This window comes from Brevibacillus fulvus, from assembly GCF_016908525.1.
GTDB lineage: Bacteria > Bacillota > Bacilli > Brevibacillales > Brevibacillaceae > Brevibacillus_G > Brevibacillus_G fulvus.
In genome coordinates this window covers 177,340-197,355 of sequence record NZ_JAFBEB010000001.1, presented here as the reverse complement: position 1 = coordinate 197,355, position 20,016 = coordinate 177,340, and the positions used below count along the sequence as shown (strand labels likewise).

The window sequence follows — 20,016 nt, the reverse complement described above, 5'->3', positions numbered from 1 at the left end:
CAGAAGAAGGAGCGGAGTGAGTCAGTCACGTTGCTGCAACACCCGATTCTCCCAGGCGAACAGCGCCAAAACCGTTTTGGCGTCTCTGATTTCACCCTGTTGATGCAAGTTTTTGGCTTCCGCCAACGTGATCGCCATTGTCTCGACGAACTCGTCCTCATCCGGACGAGCAGGACCTGGACGCAGTCCTGTCGCTATGTAAAGATGCAATATCTCATCGGCAAAACCGGGGGAGGTGTAAAAACTGCTGAGATGTTCCATCGAATCCGCCTGGTAGCCGGTTTCCTCTTCCAGTTCGCGATGCGCGCAAACGAGCGGATCTTCGCCTTTTTCCAGTTTGCCTGCGGGAATCTCCACAATCGTGCGCTCCAACGGTTTGCGAAACTGACGAACCACAATCATTTTTCCGTCAGCGGTCAGCGGCAAAACGGCAACAGCACCGGGATGGCGAACAATCTCCCGGGTGCTCGTTTTCCCGTTGGGCAGCAGCACCTCATCAATTTGTACCTGGATCACTTTTCCGGAAAAGATTTGCTTTGTAGTTACGGTTTTTTCTTGTAAATCGTTTTGTTGTTCCATAACACTCATCCCTTTTATCGCGAAAGTTTATGTTCTATCTGCACCCTCTGTACATATGCTAACAACAGGAAAGCTTGTCCATACTGACATATAACAGGACAGACGACAAGTCTGCCATCATCCTACTTATTGTAACGTGTAACGGAGGCGATGAGGAATGAAAACTTATACTTCTTCTGAACAATTGCGTTTGGTCGGCAAAGCTTGGGAAATCCGCGCCATGCTGCGCCAGTGGGCGAAACAGCCAATTACGCTGCAAGAGTGGCTGCAACGTCGGCATCGCGCCGTTCACTATCGCGCTGACTGAGGTCTGTCACACGGACGCCGGACAAAAGCGCGATTGCCATACCCAACGTTTTCCATAGCCATGGCCAAGACGGTCTGAAAGAATAGACTGGCCGCCTATCTAGTGTATCCGAATTCCCCCCGCTAATGAGAAAAACCCGGATGGCTCCGGGTTTTTTCCATGTTGACGGGCAAAACGGCTCTAAACTATTCCAACACTTCCGCAATGATCGCCAGTGCCAATTCCGACGCTTTATACAGTTCTTCAATTGGCATCCGCTCATTTTTGGTATGAATCTCTTCATAGCCGATCCCGAGATTTACGCTAGGGATTCCATATCCGTTGAACACGTTTCCGTCGCTTCCGCCGCCGCTCTTTTCCAGTTTTGGTTCACGCCCTACCCGTTTGACTGCCTCAATCGCCTTTTTCACGACAGGTGTTTCACTGTCATATTTGTAACCATGGTACATAAAGATCACTTCATTTTCGCAGCGTGCACCCATTTCGGCAGCGGCTTCCTCGAAAGCGGTCGTCATTTTTTTCACTTGCGCTTCCAATTTGTCCATGACCAGACTGCGCGCTTCCGACCAGATCTCCGCATATTCCGTTACAATGTTGAACGCTTTGCCACCCTCGATGCGGCCGATGTTGGCAGTTGTATCGGCATCGATCCGGCCCAACGGCATCCGGGAAATAGCCTTGCTAGCGACGGTGATCGCACTTACGCCATCTTCCGGATTTACCCCGGCGTGCGCCGCTTTGCCATAGATTTTGGTAATAATCCGGTATTGACCCGCACCGGCGACAATCACTTCGCCAACTTTTCCGTCCGAGTCAAAAATGAAGCCCATGTCGGCTTTCAACAAACTGCTATCCATCGCCCGGGAACCGACCAATCCGGACTCCTCGCCGACGGTAATCACGACTTGAATCGTTGGATGCGGCAAGTTTTTCTCTTTTAAGGTGCGAATGGCTTCAAAGATGGCGGAAATCCCCGCTTTATCGTCTGCTCCCAGAATGGTTGTGCCATCTGAAACGACATATCCATCTTTGATCGACGGTTTAACGCCATTTCCAGGTACAACTGTATCCATATGACTGCTGAACATGATCGTCGGCCCTTTGGCTGTTCCTTCCAGCGTAGCGATCAGGTTGTTGGCACCATGTCCTGTTTTTGCCGCAGCATCATCCTCTTCTACGGTAAAACCCATGGCAAGCAATTTTTCTTTCAGCACTTTGCTGATCTGACCCTCATTTTTAGTTTCACTGTCAATTTGCACGAGTTCCAGAAATTCTTGTAACAAGCGTTCTTGATTGACCATCGAAGTTTCCTCCTATATCGGTTCTATGTAAAACCACCCCAAGGATATCCGCTCCTTGAGGTAACCCATCGCTCATCCACCCTACTTTAAGCACCGGATGGGGTTGTCTTTCAAATCTCTTTAAGTATAACCCAACCATTTCCGTTTTTACAGCGGAATATTGCCGTGCTTCTTTGTCGGGCGCTGCTCCTGTTTCTGTTGCAACAGCTCGAGAGACCTTTTGAGATGCAGCCGGGTCGCCCGCGGATCAATCACCTCGTCGACCATGCCATATCCGGCCGCCACATAAGGATTGGCAAACCGGCGGCGATATTCACTGATTTTGTCCAAGCGTGTTTGTTTCGGCTCGGCGCTTTGGCGAATCTGTTTTGCGTAGATGATGGCCACCGCCGCCTCCGGTCCCATCACGGCCATTTCAGCTTGCGGCCAGGCAAAAACGAGGTCGGCTCCCATCGCTTTGGAGTTGAGCGCTACAAAAGCGCCTCCATACGCTTTGCGCGTAATCACGGAAATTTTTGGCACAGTTGCTTCCGCATACGCATACAAAATCTTTGCCCCGTGGCGGATCAGTCCGCCATGCTCCTGTACCAATCCGGGATAAAATCCAGGCACATCCACAAACGTAATCAGAGGAATATTGAAACAGTCGCAAGTGCGGACAAAACGGGAGAGCTTGTCGGACGCATCAATGTCCAATCCGCCAGCCATATATTTCGGCTGATTGGCGACAATCCCCACACTGTGACCGTTGATACGCCCGAATCCGACGACAACATTTTTGGCGAATTCGGCCTGCACCTCCAGAAAGTCACCATAATCAACAATCAGCTGGAGCAGCTTTTTCACGTCATATGCTTTCGTTCCGACAGCCGGCACGGTTTCGATGAGTTCCTCGATCCAGTCGCGCTCTGGCCCGTCATACGGCAAAACGGGAGGCATTTCCCGACAGTTTTGCGGCAAATAACTGAGCAACTGGCGGAGCTGGTAAAAGACGTCGTTTTCCGTTGCGGCTGTGAAATGCACGTTGCCGCTGAGAGCAGCGTGGACGCGAGCTCCGCCCAATTCTTCGCTGCTTATTTTCTCTCCTGTCACCGTCTCCGTCACTTTCGGACCGGTGATGAACATTTGCGAAGTATGTTCGACCATCAGCAAAAAATCCGTCAAAGCCGGCGAATAGACGGCTCCGCCAGCGCACGGGCCAAGGATGACCGAAATTTGCGGTATCAATCCGGAATAGCGCACGTTTCGGTAAAAGATTTGCCCGTATCCGTCCAGAGCAGCCACTCCTTCCTGAATGCGGGCACCTCCGGAGTCATTCAACCCGATCAAAGGAGCGCCCGTCTTGCCGGCCAAGTCCATAATCGCCGCAATTTTTTTCGCGTGCATCTCCCCCAGCGCCCCGCCGAACACGGTAAAATCTTGGGCAAACACAAACACCAAACGTTTATTGATTTTGCCATAGCCAGTGACAACTCCTTCGCCAGGAGCCTCGCCATACTCGCACGCCAATGAAGTCGATCGCCCCGTCACAAATGAATTCAGTTCCACAAAACTTCCGGAATCCAGCAAGAGCGCCAGTCTCTCTCTGGCCGTCTGTTTGCCGCGATCGCGCTGGGCCGCAATCCGATCATCCCCTCCTCCCTGTTCGATCAACCGTTTGCGCCAATGGAGCTCATCGATTTTCTGCTGGATCAGCTCGCTCATCACCGGACTCCTTTCGCGGAAGGGATTGGATTAATTCGATCAACACACCGCTGGCGGCCTGTGGATGCAAAAAAGCAATCAGGCTGTCGTTTGCCCCCTGCCTCGGGCACTCATCAAGCAGACGCACTCCTTGGTTGCGCAAATGAGCGAGCTGCTGCTCTATATCCCGTACCTCAAAAGCGAGATGATGCATTCCCTCTCCTCTTTTGCGCAAAAATTTGCCTACCGGACTTTCCGTACCGAGCGGCTCCAATAGTTCAAGCCGCATCTCGCCACATCCAAGCATACAGATTTTCACTTGCTCTCGATCGACCACTTCCTGCTGAAGCAGCAACATTCCGAGCTGCTCACAATAAAAAGGCAGCACCGCTTCGATTCGCTTCACCGCAACACCAATATGCGCGAACTTGCCGCCAGGGATGTGCTTCGTCCCGTTTGAGCCGCTCCATGCCGCAAAACCAGCCACAATCTCTCGCAATGGCAATCCCTCTCTTACTCAGCGCGTTTTCTCGCCAGCTTCATACCAAATGCTTATGCCCGCTCCAGAAGAAGGATAACCAAACCGCCCGCAGAATGCCGCGTTGGGATGAATGTCAGTCAATCAGCCGATGTTGCCACAATTGTGAGAGTTGGGTACAATCTTGTAAAGATACCTTCCTTTACGAACTGCTATTTTCCCTTCGCCGTTGCGGCAACTGCGACATGAAACTACTTTTTAAGGAGGTCAGAATGAAGAAATCGACGATCGCGCTGTTGTCCAAAATTCTTATCGTTATACTCGTTTTGTCTCTTGTCCTGCCTGCCGTTGTCTATTTCCAGACATAGGAAACCGTTATCATCCGCTCAAAAACGAAACAAGCTGACGCCTGTTTCAAACCAGACGTCAGCTTGCCCTCCCTCTCTTGCCGAGAAGTTGTTCCTGTTCTATTTATACACGTAAAATGCACCGGTTTTTGGGTCATATCCGACTTTATAGCCGAGTTTTTCCGCAATGGCACGAACCGGAACCATCGGCATACCGTTTTTCAACTGGACAGCGGTTGGCAATGTGACGGACGTATTGCCGATCACAGCCTGATTGGACCCAACCGTCAAACGAGCCACGGTAGTGCCGCTGACAATTGAAACGGTTTTTTGATCCCAGATCGTTGAGAGCGCCAATGCTTCTTTAAAGAACTGTGCAGGAACCATCGTCGTATCTGCCGATACATACGGCGCGACACTAACCGGGTAGGTTTTGCCGTTCAATGTAAAGGAAGCGACATTCAGCTTCATGCTGGCTGCCCCCGCCGGAATCGTAAAAGCAGGCGTTGTCGCCGCAGGTTTCGATGCAGCCGGTGCCGGTGTCGTCACTTTTGGCAACGGAGCTCCGCCAACACTAACCGGACGAGAGAACAGCACACCTTTTTCTTCCGAATTATACAGACTTACATTGTAGACGCCTTTTGCCGAAGGTGTCTTGATGCCGCCCTTATTGCTGATAATGATGCTGGCAGCCGTCCCGGCCGGAATATCTTGGCCAGGATAAATCAACAGGTTGTTGCCGCGCACTGCAACGTAGTTGGCATTCACCCGGTTAACCGACACATTCGTTGTCGCGATATAAGCAGGAACTTTGAAGCCTGCCGGAAGGACAACCTCAATAAAATCTTGCCCTTTTCGCAACGGCATGCCCATCCCTTTGATTTCGATGTTAAAGCCTGCCGGTGCGTTCAACGCCGTCGTTTGCAAGTAAACGGTAGCCGTGCTGTTGTTTACCGCACTCGCAGCCGGTGCTGGCGTCGTCGTGGTCGCTGGTGTTGTCGACGGAGTCGATGTCACTGGAGTCGCCACAGCATCGCGGATTGTGAAACTGTCGGACGTAATCGTCTTGCCATCCACGGTCATTGACAATGAATAAGAACCTGGGGTTTTCGGATGGGTGATCCCCGCACTCGAACTGATCACCACACGCACCGTATTGGTTGTACCCATGCCGCTGGGAGCGGTCAGATACAACCGGTTGCCGGTGACCGACGCTTTGCTGACCGTTCTGCCGTTTATGGTAAAGTTGGACGTAGTCAGAAAAGTTGGCATTGTCGTTCCAGCCGGGAACTGAATGACGACATCATCGCCCGCCTTCAGTTTGCTGTTGCCAAAATTGGCCTCAAACGAGAAACTGGACGCAGCTCCTGTCGTAATGCTGGACAAGGAAACCGGGAAATCGATATCGGCAGCAGAACTGGATGATGCGGAAGAACTGCTTGAGTTGCCATCGCCGTCGATATCGAATTCCTCCGATTCATACTCTTCATCCATATACTCGAGGGTAATCGTATAGTCATCGTCCTCTTCCGGAGTCTCAATGCCGGCCGATTTTTTGAACACGATCTCATCGAGGTCATCTCCATCGACATCAGATGGAATGGTGATCGTGACCTCATCGTCATCGACTTCGACATCATCCACCTCTTCACCGTTAATCTCGACATCTTCGGTATCGATATCACTCGGCAGCATGTCTTCATCCGGGAAAGTGATGACGATTTCTTCATCTTCTTCCAACTCATCGTCGAGATCAAAGTTGTCAAAGACCCATTTTGCTTCCTCGTATTCTTCATCCGTAGATATATCTACATCGAATTCGCCGTCGTCGTCATCATCGTCACCATCGCCGATTTCGACATAGTCATAATCGTCATCGTCGTCGTTTTCCGTTTCGACGGTAATCTTATAATCGTCATCGTCTTCCGGATTGGTGATAACACCGAAAATATCGACGGTGATGGTGTCACCCTCTTCATAGTCGTCCGGCACTTCAATCGTGATTGAATTATCGTCGTCATCGTAGGAGACGTCGTTTGGTTCGTCTCCATCTACTTCGACGTCACCCTCATCGATATCGTCATCGATCTCAAATTCGTCATCGAAGGTGATGGTAATTTCATCACCTTCGTCCAAATCTTCCTCGATTTCAAATTCAATCGTATAGTCCGTTTCCTCATCTGTGTCTGTATCATCGGCGTCAACACTCACGTCGGTGACGGCATAGGCTTGCGGCACGGAAAGAAACGGAACGGTTGCGATCGTCGCAGCCATCATTACAGGCAAAACCCTTTTACGTTTCTCCATGACAGAATCCTCCTATAACTGAAAGTAACAGCTTTTTCTCACTATCGATTATTTCGTGATGCTGAACTTGTCAGTTGTGATCGATGCGTCGTTAATGGAAAGATCGAGCGAATATTGGCCAGCGGTGCTTGGGTTTTTGATGCCTGCGCTGGAGCTGATCTCTACTTTTACATCGTTGTCAGAATAGAAACTGCCGGAAGCCGTGATCGTAATTTCATTATCGTCGACTTTCACCGATTTCGCTTTCGTTCCGTTCAATTTTACATAGGAGGTGCTGATAGAAGAAGGCAGGTCAAACGAGCTCGGGAATTCAATGGTCAATTGATAGTATGGTTTCAGTTGTTCGTCATCAAAGTTGGCTTCGATCGTGTAACCCGATTTTTCCCCTGCTTTGTTGCTGGACAACGTAATTGGCTGTTCGTCTGCATCCGGATTGCTTACGACTTCATAGTCAGCGGAAGTGTAGGTTTTGCCATCCCATTTCACTTTCACATGGTAGTTGTCTTTTTTAGAAGTCGGGTTGTTGACACTGGCAGCCAGTTTGAATTCGATTTCCGCCTCATCATCGTCATCCGCACCGGTTGGCACTTTCAATTTTACGGTCGAACCGCTGATCTCAACGCCTTTTACGCTGGAACCGTTGATTTTGACATAGCTGTTTTTAATGTCGCCAGGCAGCATGTCTTTGTCAGGGAAAGTGACTTCCAACCATTCATTTTTCTTCAAATCGTCATCCAAATCCAAATCTTCCAGCAACCAGGAAGTTTGTTTGCCGGCATAATTGTTGTCGGTCGTTACGGTGAAATCTTCATCGTCGTCATCGTCCGCATCATCGCCGATACCGACTTTATCATAGTCGTCATCGTCATCGTTCTCGGTTTCTACCGTAATTTTGTAGGTGTCATCATCATCCGGGTTCGTGATAACGTCCTTCAATTCAACCGTAATTTCGTCACCGTCGTCATAATCGTCAGGCGCTTCGATGGTGATGGAGTTGTCATCTTCATCGTATTTAACTTTATTCGCTTCTTTATTTTCAACTTCCACATCATTTTCATCGATGTCTTCATCAATTTCGAATTCATCGTCGAAAGTGATGATAATCTCGTCACCTTCGTCCAAATCTTCTTCCAATTCAAAGGTGATTTCATAATCGGTCGTTTCACCAGTATCGGTGTCATCGGCGTCAACTTCCACGTTTTTAACAGCGTATGCGCTGTTTGCGGCAAAAAATGGTGTGGTCGCTACGGCAGCGGCCAACATGAAAGGCAGCACTTTTTTCTGTTTGTTCATATTATCCTCCCAAAAAATCTTCAAAATTTTTCTTATCTGTGGTTTCACGGGTGCTTCGCTCTCTTTGTGAACTGTTGATCTTCAGCGGCTTGCCGGCCGTACTTGGAACAAGTTCAGCGGCAGGTCGGCAACAACTTTGTTCGCAGTTCGCAATCGCCCCCTCCTGATAAAAAAATTTTTACCCACCAACCAAGATCGACTCCAGTTTACCATAAATAGAGAGACGAGGGAATGTTTAATATAAATTTAATCAAATTTTATCGAATTTTAGCACTTCCCAACGTTCAGTAAACGGACGTCTTCTTAAAGTATGACGGCCAAACAGGAAAAAAGTTTCATCCTTCTCCAGATTTTCGTAAAAAAAAGAAAAAACCAGCTTCCTTTTCAGGACAACTGGCTCTTTCCTGCTTTTATTTACAGGATTTCGGGATTTCGTCAGCCTAGTAAATCGGCGTGTCCGGTCCTATGTTTTCTAGTTTTTGCTTGACGCTTTGCAGGAAACGTCCGCAAACGAGTCCGTCCAGTATGCGATGGTCAAGCGACAGACACAGATTGACCATTGAGCGTATCGCGATCATGTCCTCGATGACGACCGGCCGTTTGACAATCGCTTCGACACTCAAAATCGCTGCCTGCGGCGGGTTGATAATCGGTACGGACAACACGGAACCGAATGAACCGGTGTTATTCACCGTGAACGTGCCGCCTGACATATCGTCGAGCGTCAGTTTCCCGGCGCGCGTTTTCGCAGCCAACTCTTCCACCGCTTTGGCAATGCCGAACACCGATTTTTGGTCGGCGTTCTTGATGACGGGTACAAACAAGGCATCCTCGGTGGCAACCGCTATGGAGATATTTACATCTTTCCGGACGACGATTTGCTCGCCTTGCCAGGTCGAATTCATCATCGGGTATTCTTTCAACGCTTCTACTACCGCCTTGATGAAAAATGGCAGGAACGTCAAATTGATCCCTTCCTGTTCTTTCACTTTCGTTTTCCATCGGTTGCGCAGCTTGACCAGATTGGTGACATCTACTTCAACCATCGTCCAGGCGTGCGGGATTTCTTGCTTGCTTTGCGTCATCCGCGCAGCGATCGTTTTTCTCAGCGGCGTTACCGGAATGACCAGGTCCCCTTGGCTCGGCTTTGGTATGCTCGGTGTTGGTGTGCTGATCGCCGGCGCCTTGACGGACGGTTCTTCATAGACAGCAGGCGAGTTGCGCGGAGCGGGAGCAGTTTGCGCTGTACTCTTTTGTCCCCCTTGTTCGATCACCTGCTGCACATCCTTGCGTGTAATCCGCCCGCCTGCACCCGTTCCCGTAATAAGCGTCAAATCAATGTTGTGTTCCTGGGCGAGACGCAAGACGGCAGGCGAAAACCGCTGTTTGGCTGCCGCCGAAGCAGCCGTTTGCTCGTGCTGCCCTGACGCCATGCCGCTCTCTTGGCGGATAACAGTGTCAGCGGACGGTTCCGCTGCCGCGCTGCCGGCTTCTTCAATATATAAAATCAGCGTGCCTACCGAGACTGTTTCTCCTTCCGGAACGACGATTTCCGTCACTTTGCCAGCCACTGTTGAAGGCACTTCCGCGTTTACTTTGTCTGTGGCTACCTCAGCGAGCGCGTCGTATTTCTGCACCACATCGCCCACCTTGACCAGCCACTTGCTAATGGTTCCTTCGGTTACGCTTTCGCCGAGCTGGGGCATCAGCACTTTCGTTGCCATCGTTTACCTCCTATACCATTTCAAAAGTGTGCCAGTTCGCGCATCGCTTGCAGCACCTGATCCGGATTTAAAATAAATTGCTTTTCCAACGTCGGACTGTAAGGCATTGCCGGAACGTCCGGACCGCACAGCCGACGGATCGGGGCATCCAGGTCAAACAGACAGTGTTCCGCAATGATCGCCGCCACTTCGCCTCCGACGCCGCCTTCCTTGTTATCTTCATGGACGATCAGCACTTTGCCCGTTTTCGCTGCCGCTTCCACAATCGCTTCTTTGTCGAGCGGATACAAGGTGCGCAAATCGAGAATATGCGCGCTGATCCCTTCCTGCGCCAATTTTTCCGCGGCCTGCAAGGCAAAATGCAAAGTTAAGCCGTAAGAGATCACCGTAATATCCGTTCCTTCCCGTTTGACCTCCGCTTTGCCGATCGGCACGGTATAATCGGTTTCCGGCACTTCCCCTTTAATTAAGCGATAGCAGCGCTTATGCTCAAAAAAGAGCACAGGATCGTCGTCGCGGACCGCTGCCTTTAACAAACCTTTGGCATCATAAGGCGTAGCCGGAACAACCACCTTCAACCCGGGCACATTGGTAAACATCGCTTCCACCGACTGCGAATGGTACAGACCGCCGTGCACGCCGCCGCCAAACGGAGCGCGAATCGTGATCGGACAGTTCCAGTCATTGTTGGAACGGTAGCGCATCTTTGCCGCTTCACTGACGATCTGGTTTACGGCCGGCATGATAAAATCGGCGAATTGGATTTCGGCGATCGGCCGCATGCCATAGGCTGCAGCACCGATCCCGACGCCAACGATGGCTGATTCCGCCAACGGCGTATCAACCACCCGCTGTTCGCCAAATTCTTCGATCAGGCCGGCAGTTGTGCGAAACACCCCGCCCCGTACGCCGACATCTTCCCCCAAAACAAACACGTTGGGGTCCCGTCGCATTTCTTCGCGCATCGCCATCGTAATCGCATCAATATATGAAATAACCGCCATTTTCCGTTAAACCTCCTTACTCTCTCCGTACACATGCTGATACAAGGACGCAGGATCAGGATATGGCGCGTTTTCGGCATACTCCGTTGCGTCATCCACTTCCTGTTGCACGCGCTGGTTAATTTCCGCTTCCTTCGCTTCATCCATGACGCCAACCTCGCGCAAATAGGCAGCAAAGGCTGGCACAGGATCGCGTCGTTTCGCTTCCTCCACTTCCTCACGGGAACGATAAGTGCGATCGTCGTCGTCGCTGGAATGGGGAACAAGCCGGTACATGATCGCTTCGATCAGTGTCGGCCCCTCGCCGGCGCGCGCACGATCAACCGCTTCCTTGACCACACGGTATGTTTCGATCGGATCGTTCCCGTCCACCGTAATGCCTTTGAACCCGTAACCGATGGCCCGATCGGCCACTTTGCCGCCCAATTGCTTTTTCAGCGGAACAGAGATGGCGTATTGGTTATTTTCACAAAAGAAAATGACTGGCAATTTGTGCACGCCGGCAAAATTCGCTCCTTCATGAAAATCCCCCTGATTGCTGGACCCTTCGCCGAACGAAGTATATACAACGTGATTTTTGCCCTGCATACGTCCCGCCAAAGCGATGCCTACAGCGTGCGGCACCTGGGTTGTCACCGGGCTGGAACCGGACAGCATATTCAGTTTTCTGCTGCCAAAGTGGCCCGGCATTTGCCGCCCGCCGCTGTTTGGTTCCTCTGCCTTGGCAAAGACGGACAACATGCAGTCGCGCGGCGTTTGCCCCATCACTAACACAAAGCCCAAATCACGATAGTACGGGCAGGAGTAATCGTTGCCTTTTTCAAAAGCAAATGCTGCTCCCACCTGAGCCGCCTCTTGTCCCTGACAGGAGACAACAAAAGGCACTTTGCCCGCCCGGTTCAACAGCCATTGCCGTTCGTCAATTTTTCGCGCCAGCAACATGTAGTAGTACATGTCCAGCACCTGTTCGTCGGTCAGCCCGACTTCCTTATGGCGATTTACCATCATCGCGTCCAGTCCTCCTACCTTACGAATGAATAGCTTCCCCATCGACATCCAGCGCCGCTTCGGCAATCGCTTCCGAAAGCGTCGGATGCGGATGAATCGTTTGTCCGATTTCCCAAGGAGTGGCATCAAGCAGACGAGCCAACCCCGCTTCGGAGATCATGTCGGTTACGTGCGGGCCGATCATATGGACACCCAGCAAGTCGTTTGTCCGGGCATCAACGACCAATTTCACAAACCCGTCATTCTCTCCCAATACCAATGCTTTGCCCAAAGCCTTGAAACTGAATTTTCCCGTCTTGATCTCATAGCCTTGCTCTCGCGCTTCTGCTTCCGTCAAACCAACACTGGCGATTTCGGGACGGCTGTAGGTGCATTTCGGTACTTGCCGGTAATCCATTGGCTGAGGCTGCCGTCCGGCCATATGTTCCACAGCGAGCAAACCTTCATGGGCGGCCACATGCGCCAGCTGCACGCCGCCAATGACATCCCCTACGGCATAGATGTGCGGTTCTGCTGTCTGGAAATGCTCGTTTACCACAATGGCGCCACGGTCGATTTGAATTTCCGTCGCTTCCAGACCAAGATTCTCAATATTGGCCTGGCGTCCGACCGAAACAAGCAGTTTTTCGGCGGAAAAGGCTTTTTCTCCTTCTGCCGACTCCGCTTTGATCGTAACCTGTCCCTCGGTAATCGTTACGCTGTCCGGTACAACTTTTGCCGACGTCACAATCTTTACCTTCCGTTTCTTTAACAGACGAGTGATTTCTTTGCTCACTTCTTCATCTTCCAACGGTAAAATGCGATCGGCGTACTCAATCACGGTAACCTCAACCCCGAAATCATTCAGCATCGATGCCCATTCAATTCCGATCACGCCGCCGCCAACAATCACAATGGAAGCAGGCAGACGCTCAAGCTGCAAGGCTTCGTCGCTGGTCAGCACATATTCTCCGTCGACTTTAAGCCCAGGGAGCGTGCGCGGACGAGATCCGGTCGCCAGCAGCAAGTATCGCGGAACCAAAATTTCCTGTTCGCCGTTTTCCCGTTCGATGCGTACTGCACCGGCTTGCGGCGAAAAGATTGACGGGCCCATTACCCGGCCAAATCCGGCGAAAACGGAAATTTTGCCTTTGTTCATTAAATATTGAACACCTTTGTGCAATTGCTCGACGATCGCTTCTTTCCGCTGCTGCACTTTGGCAAAGTCAAAACGGAGATTATCCGCCATGACGCCAAACTTCTCACTTTCACGCAAAGTGGCAAAAACTTCGGCGCTACGCAATAACGCTTTTGACGGAATGCAGCCGCGGTGCAAACATGTTCCGCCCAATTTCTCCTTTTCCACCAGCGCGACAGACATTCCCAGCTGGGCTGCGCGAATAGCCGCCACGTAGCCGCCCATTCCCCCGCCCAACACAACCAGATCAAATTCTTGTGACATGGTTTCAATCCTTTCTCTGATCTGTCTCCCGGAAGAACCGGGAGGCAGATATGAATCATCCGATTTCGTTACTTTGCAAAAACTGTTTTTTCGTTGCGCAAAAACGTGCTGCGTGATTTGGCCATTTGCATAATTCTTTCTTCGGCCATCCGGTCGGCCGCTTGATAAGAAGGGATCCGATCCCGTTCCGAGATTTCGAATACTTTTAGAATACTATCATAAATCGTTTCTACTTTCTTCAATGCTCTTTCGCGGTTGTAGCCCTGCAGTTCATCAGCAACGTTGATCACCCCGCCGGCATTGATCACATAATCGGGAGCATAGACGATGCCCATCTCATGGACCAGATCGCCGTGCCGCTCTTCTTTCAACTGGTTATTGGCCGCTCCGGCAATCACTTTTGCCTTTAACAGCGGGATCGTCTCGTCATTGATGACCGCCCCCAAAGCGCATGGCGCAAAAATATCGCAGTCAACGCCAAAAATATCGCGCACTCCCACCGCTTTGGCGCCGAAATCACGGACGGCCCGGTTCATATTTTCTTCCTGGATGTCGGTTACGACCAGATTGGCCCCTTCCTCATGCAAATGTCTGCACAGATTGTAGGCAACATTGCCCACACCCTGAACCGCGATCGTTTTGCCGGACAGACTGTCATCGCCAAACGCAACCTTGGCCGCGGCTTTCATACCGCGATAGACGCCATAGGCTGTAACCGGCGAAGGATTGCCGCTGGAACCAAACGCCGGCGAAACACCGGTCACGTAATCCGTCTCCATATGGATCAGGTCCATGTCGGCAACGGTCGTACCCACGTCCTCCGCCGTGATGTAACGGCCGTTCAAGCCTTGAATATAGCGGCCAAATGCGCGGAACAACGCTTCGCTTTTATCTTTGCGCGGATCGCCGATGAGCACCGCTTTGCCTCCGCCAATATTCAAACCGGCTGCCGCATTTTTGTAGGTCATGCCGCGAGCGAGACGGAGAGCATCGATGACCGCTTCTTCTTCCGACTGATACGTCCACATTCTTGTTCCGCCAAGCGCCGGTCCAAGCGTCGTGTCATGAATCGCAATCACCGCCCGCAATCCGGAAGCGGCATCGTGACAAAAAACGAGTTGTTCATAATCGTAGCGTTGCAAATAATCAAAGATTTTCATAGCAGAAGCCCCCTAAATGATCAGGAATAAAGTTCGTCTTTCGCTGGAATCCTTCCTAGGTTTCACTGGAGTTAATTCCGCTATGAGTCTTTGCAATATGAATGCCAAACATTCTCATGCCTGCTTGCATACCGTAAAAGCATCCTTTTGCGCGAAATGCTGTCGTGCTGTCTGCAAAACCGCTCACACTTTTGCAAAAATTTGCAGGCAACAAATTGCATAGACAACAAATTAAAGCAAACCAAACTTCTCCATTTTGTAATACAGCGCTCGAATCGAAATTCCCAGCCGTTTGGCCGCTTCCGTACGGTTGCCTTGCACCGCTTCCAGCTGACGCTTAATCAGAAGTTTTTCCGTTTCCTCGAGCGCTGCTTTCAAACTTTGGTTTGGCCGATCCGGCGGCAATCCGGCGGCGCTCGGCTCCGTCGCTTTCGCCGACAGCGCGGGAAGATGCGCAGCTAATATGACCGTTTCGCTGTATTTCATATTGATCATGGCCCGACCGAGGATGTTTTCCAGCTCCCGCACATTTCCCGGCCAATGATAACTGCCGAGCAGCTTCATCGCCTCCGGTGCCACCGCTTCCACACTGCGCCCGTAATCCAAATTCAACCGGTGCAAAATGTGGCGGGCCAACGGTTCGATGTCACTGAGCCGTTGCCGCAATGGCGGAATATGGATCGGTACGACATGCAGCCGATAGTAGAGATCTTCGCGGAATCTGCCTTCCTGAATCGCTGACTCCAGATTGACATGCGTCGCTGCGATAATGCGCACGTCGATGGCGATCGGTTTGCTGCCGCCTACCCGGACGATTTCTTTTTCCTGCAGCACCCGCAGCAATTTGGCCTGTGTACTGACCGACAATTCACCGATTTCGTCCAGAAAAATCGTCCCGCCGTTGGCCTCTTCGAACAAGCCGCGTTTGCCGCCCCGCTTTGCACCGGTAAAAGCCCCTTCTTCGTAGCCAAACAGTTCGCTCTCCAGCAATGATTCAGAAATGGCGGCGCAGTTTACCCGGATAAACTGGTGATATTTACGGTCGCTCGCATTATGGATAGCGTGGGCAAACAGCTCTTTCCCTGTGCCCGATTCTCCGCGCAGCATCACGGTCGCCGGGGTGACGGCAACCCGCTTCGCCTGAAGCAGCGCCGTTTTCATCGGTTCACTCTGTCCGATGATCTCTTCAAAGGTGTATTTTGCCTCCAAAGTACGAATGATGCTGCGCGCTTTCTCCAGCTCTTCGCTCAATGTCTTGAATTCTGAGATATCGTGAATGACGCCGACACTGCCTCTTAATATCCCATCGACGATCACAGGCGCAACATTGACAATCACGTCTTTTCGCTTCGGGCCCAGCTTCATCGGTACTCCCCGCACCGGCTTTTTCGTTTTCAACACTTGCAAATGCATGCTTTCGCCTTCAGAGATATCCACAGTGGCCGGCTTGCCGATGACATCATCCTGACTGAGCCCTGTAAGCCTCGTATAAGCGGGATTAATCATCAGTCCAATCCCGTTTGCGTCTACGACGGAAATCGCCTCATCCGACGACTGGATAATCGCTTGCAGCATACTTTTCAGTTCTTTCAAATCGGTAACTTCTTCGGCAAGCGCCATAATTTCCGTAATGTCTCGGAAGACCGCGATTGCGCCGATGATTTTCCCCTGCAAATTCCTGACCGGAACCCGATTGGTAATAATTCGGGTGCGATTGGGCAGTACTTGTTCCTGGTTCAACTCGGGTTCGCCTGTTTGCAAGACAATATGTAATCGGGTATTGGGAATGGTCGTGCTCGCTTTTGTTCCCAGAACCTGTTTTGCCTCCAGCCCAAACAACCGTTGGGCCGCACTGTTAAACAGGGTAATGATTCCTTCGGCATTCACTCCAATAATGCCGTCATGGGTGGAGTTAAGCATCGTTTGATATTCCCGCTGATTTTGCAACAACTTTTTGATCAGCTGATTGCGTTCTTCCAGCAGGTGGATCATCATGCTGCTGATCGTGCTGGGAATCAACACGGTTTTGTCGCGCTTTCTGTGCAAAATATCAGCGTAAATCGCGTGGTCGTTGGTTGCTTCCAGGATGACATCAATCTCCTGCTGTAAATAGGGTTGATATTCCACGGAAACTTCAATTCCCAACGATTGGGCAAGCTGGATGCCAGGCGCGTCTTTGCGTTTGTCAACGACCGCAACAACCTGAATCTGCTCCATCTTGCACAAAGTCCGCAACAGCAGCGTTCCACCTTTTCCCGCACCAACGATGAGAAGTTTATGCATTTTGTCCCCTCTTCCTCCATCGTACCCATTTCTATTATATACTATTAGTAGCTGCTATTAGAAGCTATTAATAATTTTTTCTTCGCTCCAAGTGCATCTTCGTTTTCTTTGGTTCGTTTCGTGGACAACGACGTGCCAATCGGCTATGATGAATGCAGTTACCATCGTAAAGGAAGTGGCTCCCTTGCTCGTACAAAAGTTGCTCGCTTTATTGATTATGCTGATTCCCGCAGCGATTGCGGTCTTTGGAATCAAGCTGATGCGTGACACCCTTTATCTTCTGTTCAATCCTACGCTGCCCTTTCAATGGGCAAAATTTATCCTCGGCCTGATCCTGTTTGTACTTCCGGTCTTGTTTATCGGCGGATTTATTCTTCACCACGACCGCAAACGCAATCGGGTACAGCCTCGGTTCATGCTGCCGGAACAAGAGGACGAAGAGTAACAGCATCCTCCTTCACATATTGCGGAAAGAAAAAAAGACTACGCATTGTGCATAGTCTCTTTTTATTGATTATGTAATCTGTTACGCCTTTGGCAACGTTGCGTAATAGATAATCAAGACGTCCGCCACGACAAAGGTAACCAAAGCAATGAAACCGTATCCAACCGCAAACATGTTCTTCGCTTTGAATGAACGTACAACTCCTGCGAAAATCAAGATCGTAAAGACAAACATCAAAATCTCAAACAAGGTGATGTGCATGATAACGACAACTCCTTTGGCAGAAATAGGCTGGAAAAATACAATGGCAATTCCATTATATAGTGTACCTTTTGCGGATACAAGTCGTATCTGAAATTGTTTCCATTTTTTCTTACTGTAAAAAAGTCATCACCGTAACCTCCGGTTTGCAGTACAATCGGACCGGCATCAGGGTGGTACCGAGCCCTCGATTGGTATACAGAAAGCGGTGAGTTGGGGAGCCACCCAAGCGATATAATCCCCCGACATATTTGCGGCCCATTAACGGCGTCACGATCTCACCCAGCTTTGGCAGGCGTATTTGCCCGGCGTGACTGTGCCCGGACAGCTGCAGCCAAAAACGATCGCCCGCCCCAGACAGCGCCTGATCGGCGAAATCCGGTTCATGGACAAGCAAAATAACGGCGCTTTCCTGCGGAATCCCGCGTAAGGCTTGCGGCAAACTCGGCTGACCGTGCAGCGCATCGTCCAGGCCCGCCACATAAAAGGTCCCGCTATTTCGCCTTATTTGCACATGACCGTTGAGCAGCACCTCGAATCCCGATTGCTCCAAGCCGCTTTTCACTCGCAACGGGTTGACCCGGTAGTCATGGTTGCCTAAAACCGCATATTTCCCCAGCGGCGCATTCAACTTTCGCAACAGCGGGATCGCATCCTCTATCCGCGAAAGATCCGTATCAACCAGATCTCCTGTAAAGCACAGCAAATCGGGCTGTTCTCCGTTAATCATCTCTATGACTGCCGCCAATTCTGTTTGGCCATAATAAGGACCAAGGTGAAGGTCGCTGATCTGGACCAGCTTGAGCCCTCCAAGCGAGCGGGCCAGCTCTCCCGCAGAAAACGTAATGCGTACCAGTTCTGTCTGCTGGCGTTCGGCAAACAACGAGAAAAAACCAAAACGATGCATGTAGACGAACATTCTTGCCAGCATTTTTCGATTACGCCGCAATGGCCCTTCCTCCTCGCTTGTCAGCCCGCCGCTGTTTTGCTCCAGCCTTCTCCAATCATTATACTTGACTGGTAGAGGAATGTCAGGAAAGGATGGTCGGTCACGATGTCACGGCGAATCGCCGCGCTTTGCTCCCTATGTTTCATTTGTTTCATTGCCGCCGGTTGCCAGGTACAACTCAAACCGACAGAACAACTCAATTTCACAGAAATCCAAAGGTCTTATTACGAAATCGTCTACAATGATTCCACTTTTCTGGCCGGTATTGCCAATATGCTGAATACCAATCCAATGACTGACGTGTCCTGCTATGCAGATGGATATTTGACCGCACTGCAAAATCGTCGCCTGTACGAGGAAGTTTCGCCGGTTGTATACGATCAGCTCGGCAAAGAACTCGGCGACCAACTGGCCTCCCAGTACATCCACATCGTTAGCGAACTGCCGAAATTGGCGATGGCCACAGGTGAATGGCTGGCCAAAAAGCAAGTAGCTCCCGGTTCGCCCCAATATCGTCAGCTCGCCGACGAATATCAACAGCTCTCCGCCCTGTTGTGGGACTCGCCGGTACCGTTAGCCGAAATCCTTGCCTATCCAGGCGCGAACGCAAAAAAACTTGGCCGGGCTACACTCGATCAATTGGCGCGAAAAATTCTCGACCAATGCGAACAGATGCAGCGGCAGATCCAATCGTTGCCGAACAAGCCGGTTGCCGAGTCCGGCACAGTTTCAGGGAAAGGAGCATTTTTTTCCGCCTTCCCCTGACTCACCTTTTCTTTAGAACAGCTCTTTGCGCTGAACGGACGCTACCGGCTTCGCCTGGTTGCTGACAAACTCATCCTTGCTAGATTGCTCCGCGCTTTGCGGCGGCCTGGCGGTTTTGGACTCCTGCTCTTTGCCGGTCCGATTTTGCTCAAGCTTTGCCACTGTTAGCCCTCCCTTTTGTTTCGCCATACTCCTATCGTGCGCCAAGCTTCCCGCTTTTATTTCCCCGGCAGTGAAAACCCAGCGTTTCACTTGCACAAAACACAGCCGTTTCCTGCCCGACAATGACATACTGTCTGTAATCCGGAAGCTAACATTAACGTAATTTATCGATCCTATTAATAGCTTTAATTAATTTTGAAATTTTTACATTATATTCAAATTTAAGTTCGAAAAACACTTTTCTTTTTTCCTTTCATTGTTTACTATCAATAATTATTAGCAAAAAATGGAGTGGGATAATGCCGAAAGAAGAAGATCCGCAAGATTTGCTGAAACTGATCGACTTTCACAAGAAGTATTTGATCGTCCTCGCCAAAGAACGCAAGCTCAGCCATCCGACCGTGCTGATCGTGAGTCAATATTTGGACAAACTGCTGAATCGCTACAACCAGCAAAAATCATAAGCTTCAAAATAAAACCGCCATCCCTTTCCGATGGCGTTTGGTTTTCTCCGCTGCC

The 20,016-nt window shown here is 50.6% G+C and carries 19 protein-coding genes; 4 read left to right on the top strand and 15 right to left on the bottom strand.

Features of this window, described 5'->3' with window-relative positions; translation table 11 throughout:
• Positions 1–21: 21 nt before the first annotated feature.
• Positions 22–579, bottom strand: coding sequence for an NUDIX hydrolase (locus JOD01_RS01055; protein WP_204516362.1), 558 nt, complete (start codon positions 577–579; stop codon positions 22–24).
• Positions 580–736: 157 nt separating this feature from the next.
• On the opposite strand from JOD01_RS01055, the gene mciZ reads away from it, so the two are divergent.
• Positions 737–886, top strand: a complete 150-nt coding sequence (gene mciZ / locus JOD01_RS01050) for a Z-ring formation inhibitor MciZ (RefSeq protein WP_204516361.1) — start codon at positions 737–739, stop codon at positions 884–886.
• A gap of 185 nt (positions 887–1,071) precedes the next feature.
• On the opposite strand, the gene JOD01_RS01045 is transcribed toward mciZ, so the two are convergent.
• The 11 genes from JOD01_RS01045 to JOD01_RS00995 form a co-directional block, all read right to left on the bottom strand.
• Positions 1,072–2,187, bottom strand: a complete 1,116-nt coding sequence (locus JOD01_RS01045; protein WP_204516360.1) for a M20/M25/M40 family metallo-hydrolase — start codon at positions 2,185–2,187, stop codon at positions 1,072–1,074.
• Between the two features lie 147 nt (positions 2,188–2,334).
• Positions 2,335–3,891, bottom strand: coding sequence for an acyl-CoA carboxylase subunit beta (locus tag JOD01_RS01040; protein WP_204516359.1), 1,557 nt, complete (start codon positions 3,889–3,891; stop codon positions 2,335–2,337).
• Positions 3,860–4,369, bottom strand: a complete 510-nt coding sequence (gene mce, locus JOD01_RS01035; protein WP_239565107.1) for a methylmalonyl-CoA epimerase — start codon at positions 4,367–4,369, stop codon at positions 3,860–3,862. Before mce ends, JOD01_RS01040 begins: the two co-directional genes overlap by 32 nt.
• 446 nt (positions 4,370–4,815) lie before the next feature.
• The gene (locus JOD01_RS01030) at positions 4,816–7,002 is read right to left on the bottom strand and encodes a copper amine oxidase N-terminal domain-containing protein (protein WP_204516358.1); all 2,187 of its coding nucleotides are present in this window, start codon (positions 7,000–7,002) and stop codon (positions 4,816–4,818) included.
• Positions 7,003–7,050: 48 nt separating this feature from the next.
• A complete protein-coding gene (locus JOD01_RS01025) occupies positions 7,051–8,295 on the bottom strand; it encodes a hypothetical protein (RefSeq protein WP_204516357.1) in 1,245 nt (414 codons plus the stop codon).
• A gap of 440 nt (positions 8,296–8,735) precedes the next feature.
• The gene (locus JOD01_RS01020; protein WP_204516356.1) at positions 8,736–10,019 is read right to left on the bottom strand and encodes a dihydrolipoamide acetyltransferase family protein; all 1,284 of its coding nucleotides are present in this window, start codon (positions 10,017–10,019) and stop codon (positions 8,736–8,738) included.
• A gap of 20 nt (positions 10,020–10,039) precedes the next feature.
• Positions 10,040–11,023: an alpha-ketoacid dehydrogenase subunit beta gene (locus JOD01_RS01015; RefSeq protein ID WP_204516355.1), complete on the bottom strand. Its 984-nt coding sequence runs from the start codon at positions 11,021–11,023 to the stop codon at positions 10,040–10,042.
• A 6-nt stretch (positions 11,024–11,029) separates the two neighbouring features.
• A complete protein-coding gene (locus JOD01_RS01010) occupies positions 11,030–12,031 on the bottom strand; it encodes a thiamine pyrophosphate-dependent dehydrogenase E1 component subunit alpha (RefSeq protein WP_204516354.1) in 1,002 nt (333 codons plus the stop codon).
• Between the two features lie 19 nt (positions 12,032–12,050).
• Positions 12,051–13,472, bottom strand: coding sequence for a dihydrolipoyl dehydrogenase (lpdA, locus tag JOD01_RS01005; RefSeq protein WP_204516353.1), 1,422 nt, complete (start codon positions 13,470–13,472; stop codon positions 12,051–12,053).
• A gap of 68 nt (positions 13,473–13,540) precedes the next feature.
• A complete protein-coding gene (locus JOD01_RS01000; RefSeq protein ID WP_204516352.1) occupies positions 13,541–14,632 on the bottom strand; it encodes a Leu/Phe/Val dehydrogenase in 1,092 nt (363 codons plus the stop codon).
• Between the two features lie 231 nt (positions 14,633–14,863).
• Positions 14,864–16,915 (bottom strand): sigma 54-interacting transcriptional regulator, encoded by a 2,052-nt coding sequence (locus JOD01_RS00995; RefSeq protein ID WP_204516351.1) that lies wholly within the window; start codon positions 16,913–16,915, stop codon positions 14,864–14,866.
• A gap of 184 nt (positions 16,916–17,099) precedes the next feature.
• Between JOD01_RS00995 and JOD01_RS00990 the strand changes: the two genes are divergently transcribed.
• Positions 17,100–17,360, top strand: a complete 261-nt coding sequence (locus tag JOD01_RS00990) for a DUF2627 domain-containing protein (protein ID WP_239565106.1) — start codon at positions 17,100–17,102, stop codon at positions 17,358–17,360.
• Between the two features lie 81 nt (positions 17,361–17,441).
• Here the strand turns inward: JOD01_RS00990 and JOD01_RS00985 are convergent, their stop codons facing one another.
• Both JOD01_RS00985 and JOD01_RS00980 read right to left on the bottom strand, forming a co-directional pair.
• Complete coding sequence (locus JOD01_RS00985) at positions 17,442–17,621, bottom strand: DUF2759 family protein (protein WP_204516350.1); 180 nt, start codon at positions 17,619–17,621, stop codon at positions 17,442–17,444.
• 112 nt (positions 17,622–17,733) lie between these two features.
• Positions 17,734–18,570 carry a metallophosphoesterase gene (locus tag JOD01_RS00980; RefSeq protein WP_239565105.1) on the bottom strand — a complete coding sequence of 279 codons (837 nt, stop codon included), beginning with the start codon at positions 18,568–18,570 and terminating at the stop codon, positions 17,734–17,736.
• 105 nt (positions 18,571–18,675) lie between these two features.
• On the opposite strand from JOD01_RS00980, the gene JOD01_RS00975 reads away from it, so the two are divergent.
• Positions 18,676–19,335, top strand: coding sequence for a hypothetical protein (locus JOD01_RS00975; RefSeq protein ID WP_204516349.1), 660 nt, complete (start codon positions 18,676–18,678; stop codon positions 19,333–19,335).
• A 12-nt stretch (positions 19,336–19,347) separates the two neighbouring features.
• Here the strand turns inward: JOD01_RS00975 and JOD01_RS00970 are convergent, their stop codons facing one another.
• Positions 19,348–19,497: a hypothetical protein gene (locus JOD01_RS00970; protein ID WP_204516348.1), complete on the bottom strand. Its 150-nt coding sequence runs from the start codon at positions 19,495–19,497 to the stop codon at positions 19,348–19,350.
• Positions 19,498–19,796: 299 nt separating this feature from the next.
• Between JOD01_RS00970 and JOD01_RS00965 the strand changes: the two genes are divergently transcribed.
• Complete coding sequence (locus tag JOD01_RS00965) at positions 19,797–19,961, top strand: aspartyl-phosphate phosphatase Spo0E family protein (protein WP_204516347.1); 165 nt, start codon at positions 19,797–19,799, stop codon at positions 19,959–19,961.
• Positions 19,962–20,016 lie beyond the last annotated feature (55 nt).

Bases quoted from the DNA above. Each gene is read 5' to 3' on its own strand.
- JOD01_RS01055 (WP_204516362.1), bottom strand. From the start codon at position 579: ATGGAACAACAAAACGATTTACAAGAAAAAACCGTAACTACAAAGCAA.
- mciZ (WP_204516361.1), top strand. From the start codon at position 737: ATGAAAACTTATACTTCTTCTGAACAATTGCGTTTGGTCGGCAAAGCT.
- JOD01_RS01045 (WP_204516360.1), bottom strand. From the start codon at position 2,187: ATGGTCAATCAAGAACGCTTGTTACAAGAATTTCTGGAACTCGTGCAA.
- JOD01_RS01040 (WP_204516359.1), bottom strand. From the start codon at position 3,891: ATGAGCGAGCTGATCCAGCAGAAAATCGATGAGCTCCATTGGCGCAAA.
- JOD01_RS01030 (WP_204516358.1), bottom strand. From the start codon at position 7,002: ATGGAGAAACGTAAAAGGGTTTTGCCTGTAATGATGGCTGCGACGATC.
- JOD01_RS01025 (WP_204516357.1), bottom strand. From the start codon at position 8,295: ATGAACAAACAGAAAAAAGTGCTGCCTTTCATGTTGGCCGCTGCCGTA.
- JOD01_RS01020 (WP_204516356.1), bottom strand. From the start codon at position 10,019: ATGGCAACGAAAGTGCTGATGCCCCAGCTCGGCGAAAGCGTAACCGAA.
- JOD01_RS01015 (WP_204516355.1), bottom strand. From the start codon at position 11,023: ATGGCGGTTATTTCATATATTGATGCGATTACGATGGCGATGCGCGAA.
- JOD01_RS01010 (WP_204516354.1), bottom strand. From the start codon at position 12,031: ATGATGGTAAATCGCCATAAGGAAGTCGGGCTGACCGACGAACAGGTG.
- lpdA (WP_204516353.1), bottom strand. From the start codon at position 13,472: ATGTCACAAGAATTTGATCTGGTTGTGTTGGGCGGGGGAATGGGCGGC.
- JOD01_RS01000 (WP_204516352.1), bottom strand. From the start codon at position 14,632: ATGAAAATCTTTGATTATTTGCAACGCTACGATTATGAACAACTCGTT.
- JOD01_RS00995 (WP_204516351.1), bottom strand. From the start codon at position 16,915: ATGCATAAACTTCTCATCGTTGGTGCGGGAAAAGGTGGAACGCTGCTG.
- JOD01_RS00985 (WP_204516350.1), bottom strand. From the start codon at position 17,621: ATGCACATCACCTTGTTTGAGATTTTGATGTTTGTCTTTACGATCTTG.
- JOD01_RS00975 (WP_204516349.1), top strand. From the start codon at position 18,676: ATGTCACGGCGAATCGCCGCGCTTTGCTCCCTATGTTTCATTTGTTTC.
- JOD01_RS00965 (WP_204516347.1), top strand. From the start codon at position 19,797: ATGCCGAAAGAAGAAGATCCGCAAGATTTGCTGAAACTGATCGACTTT.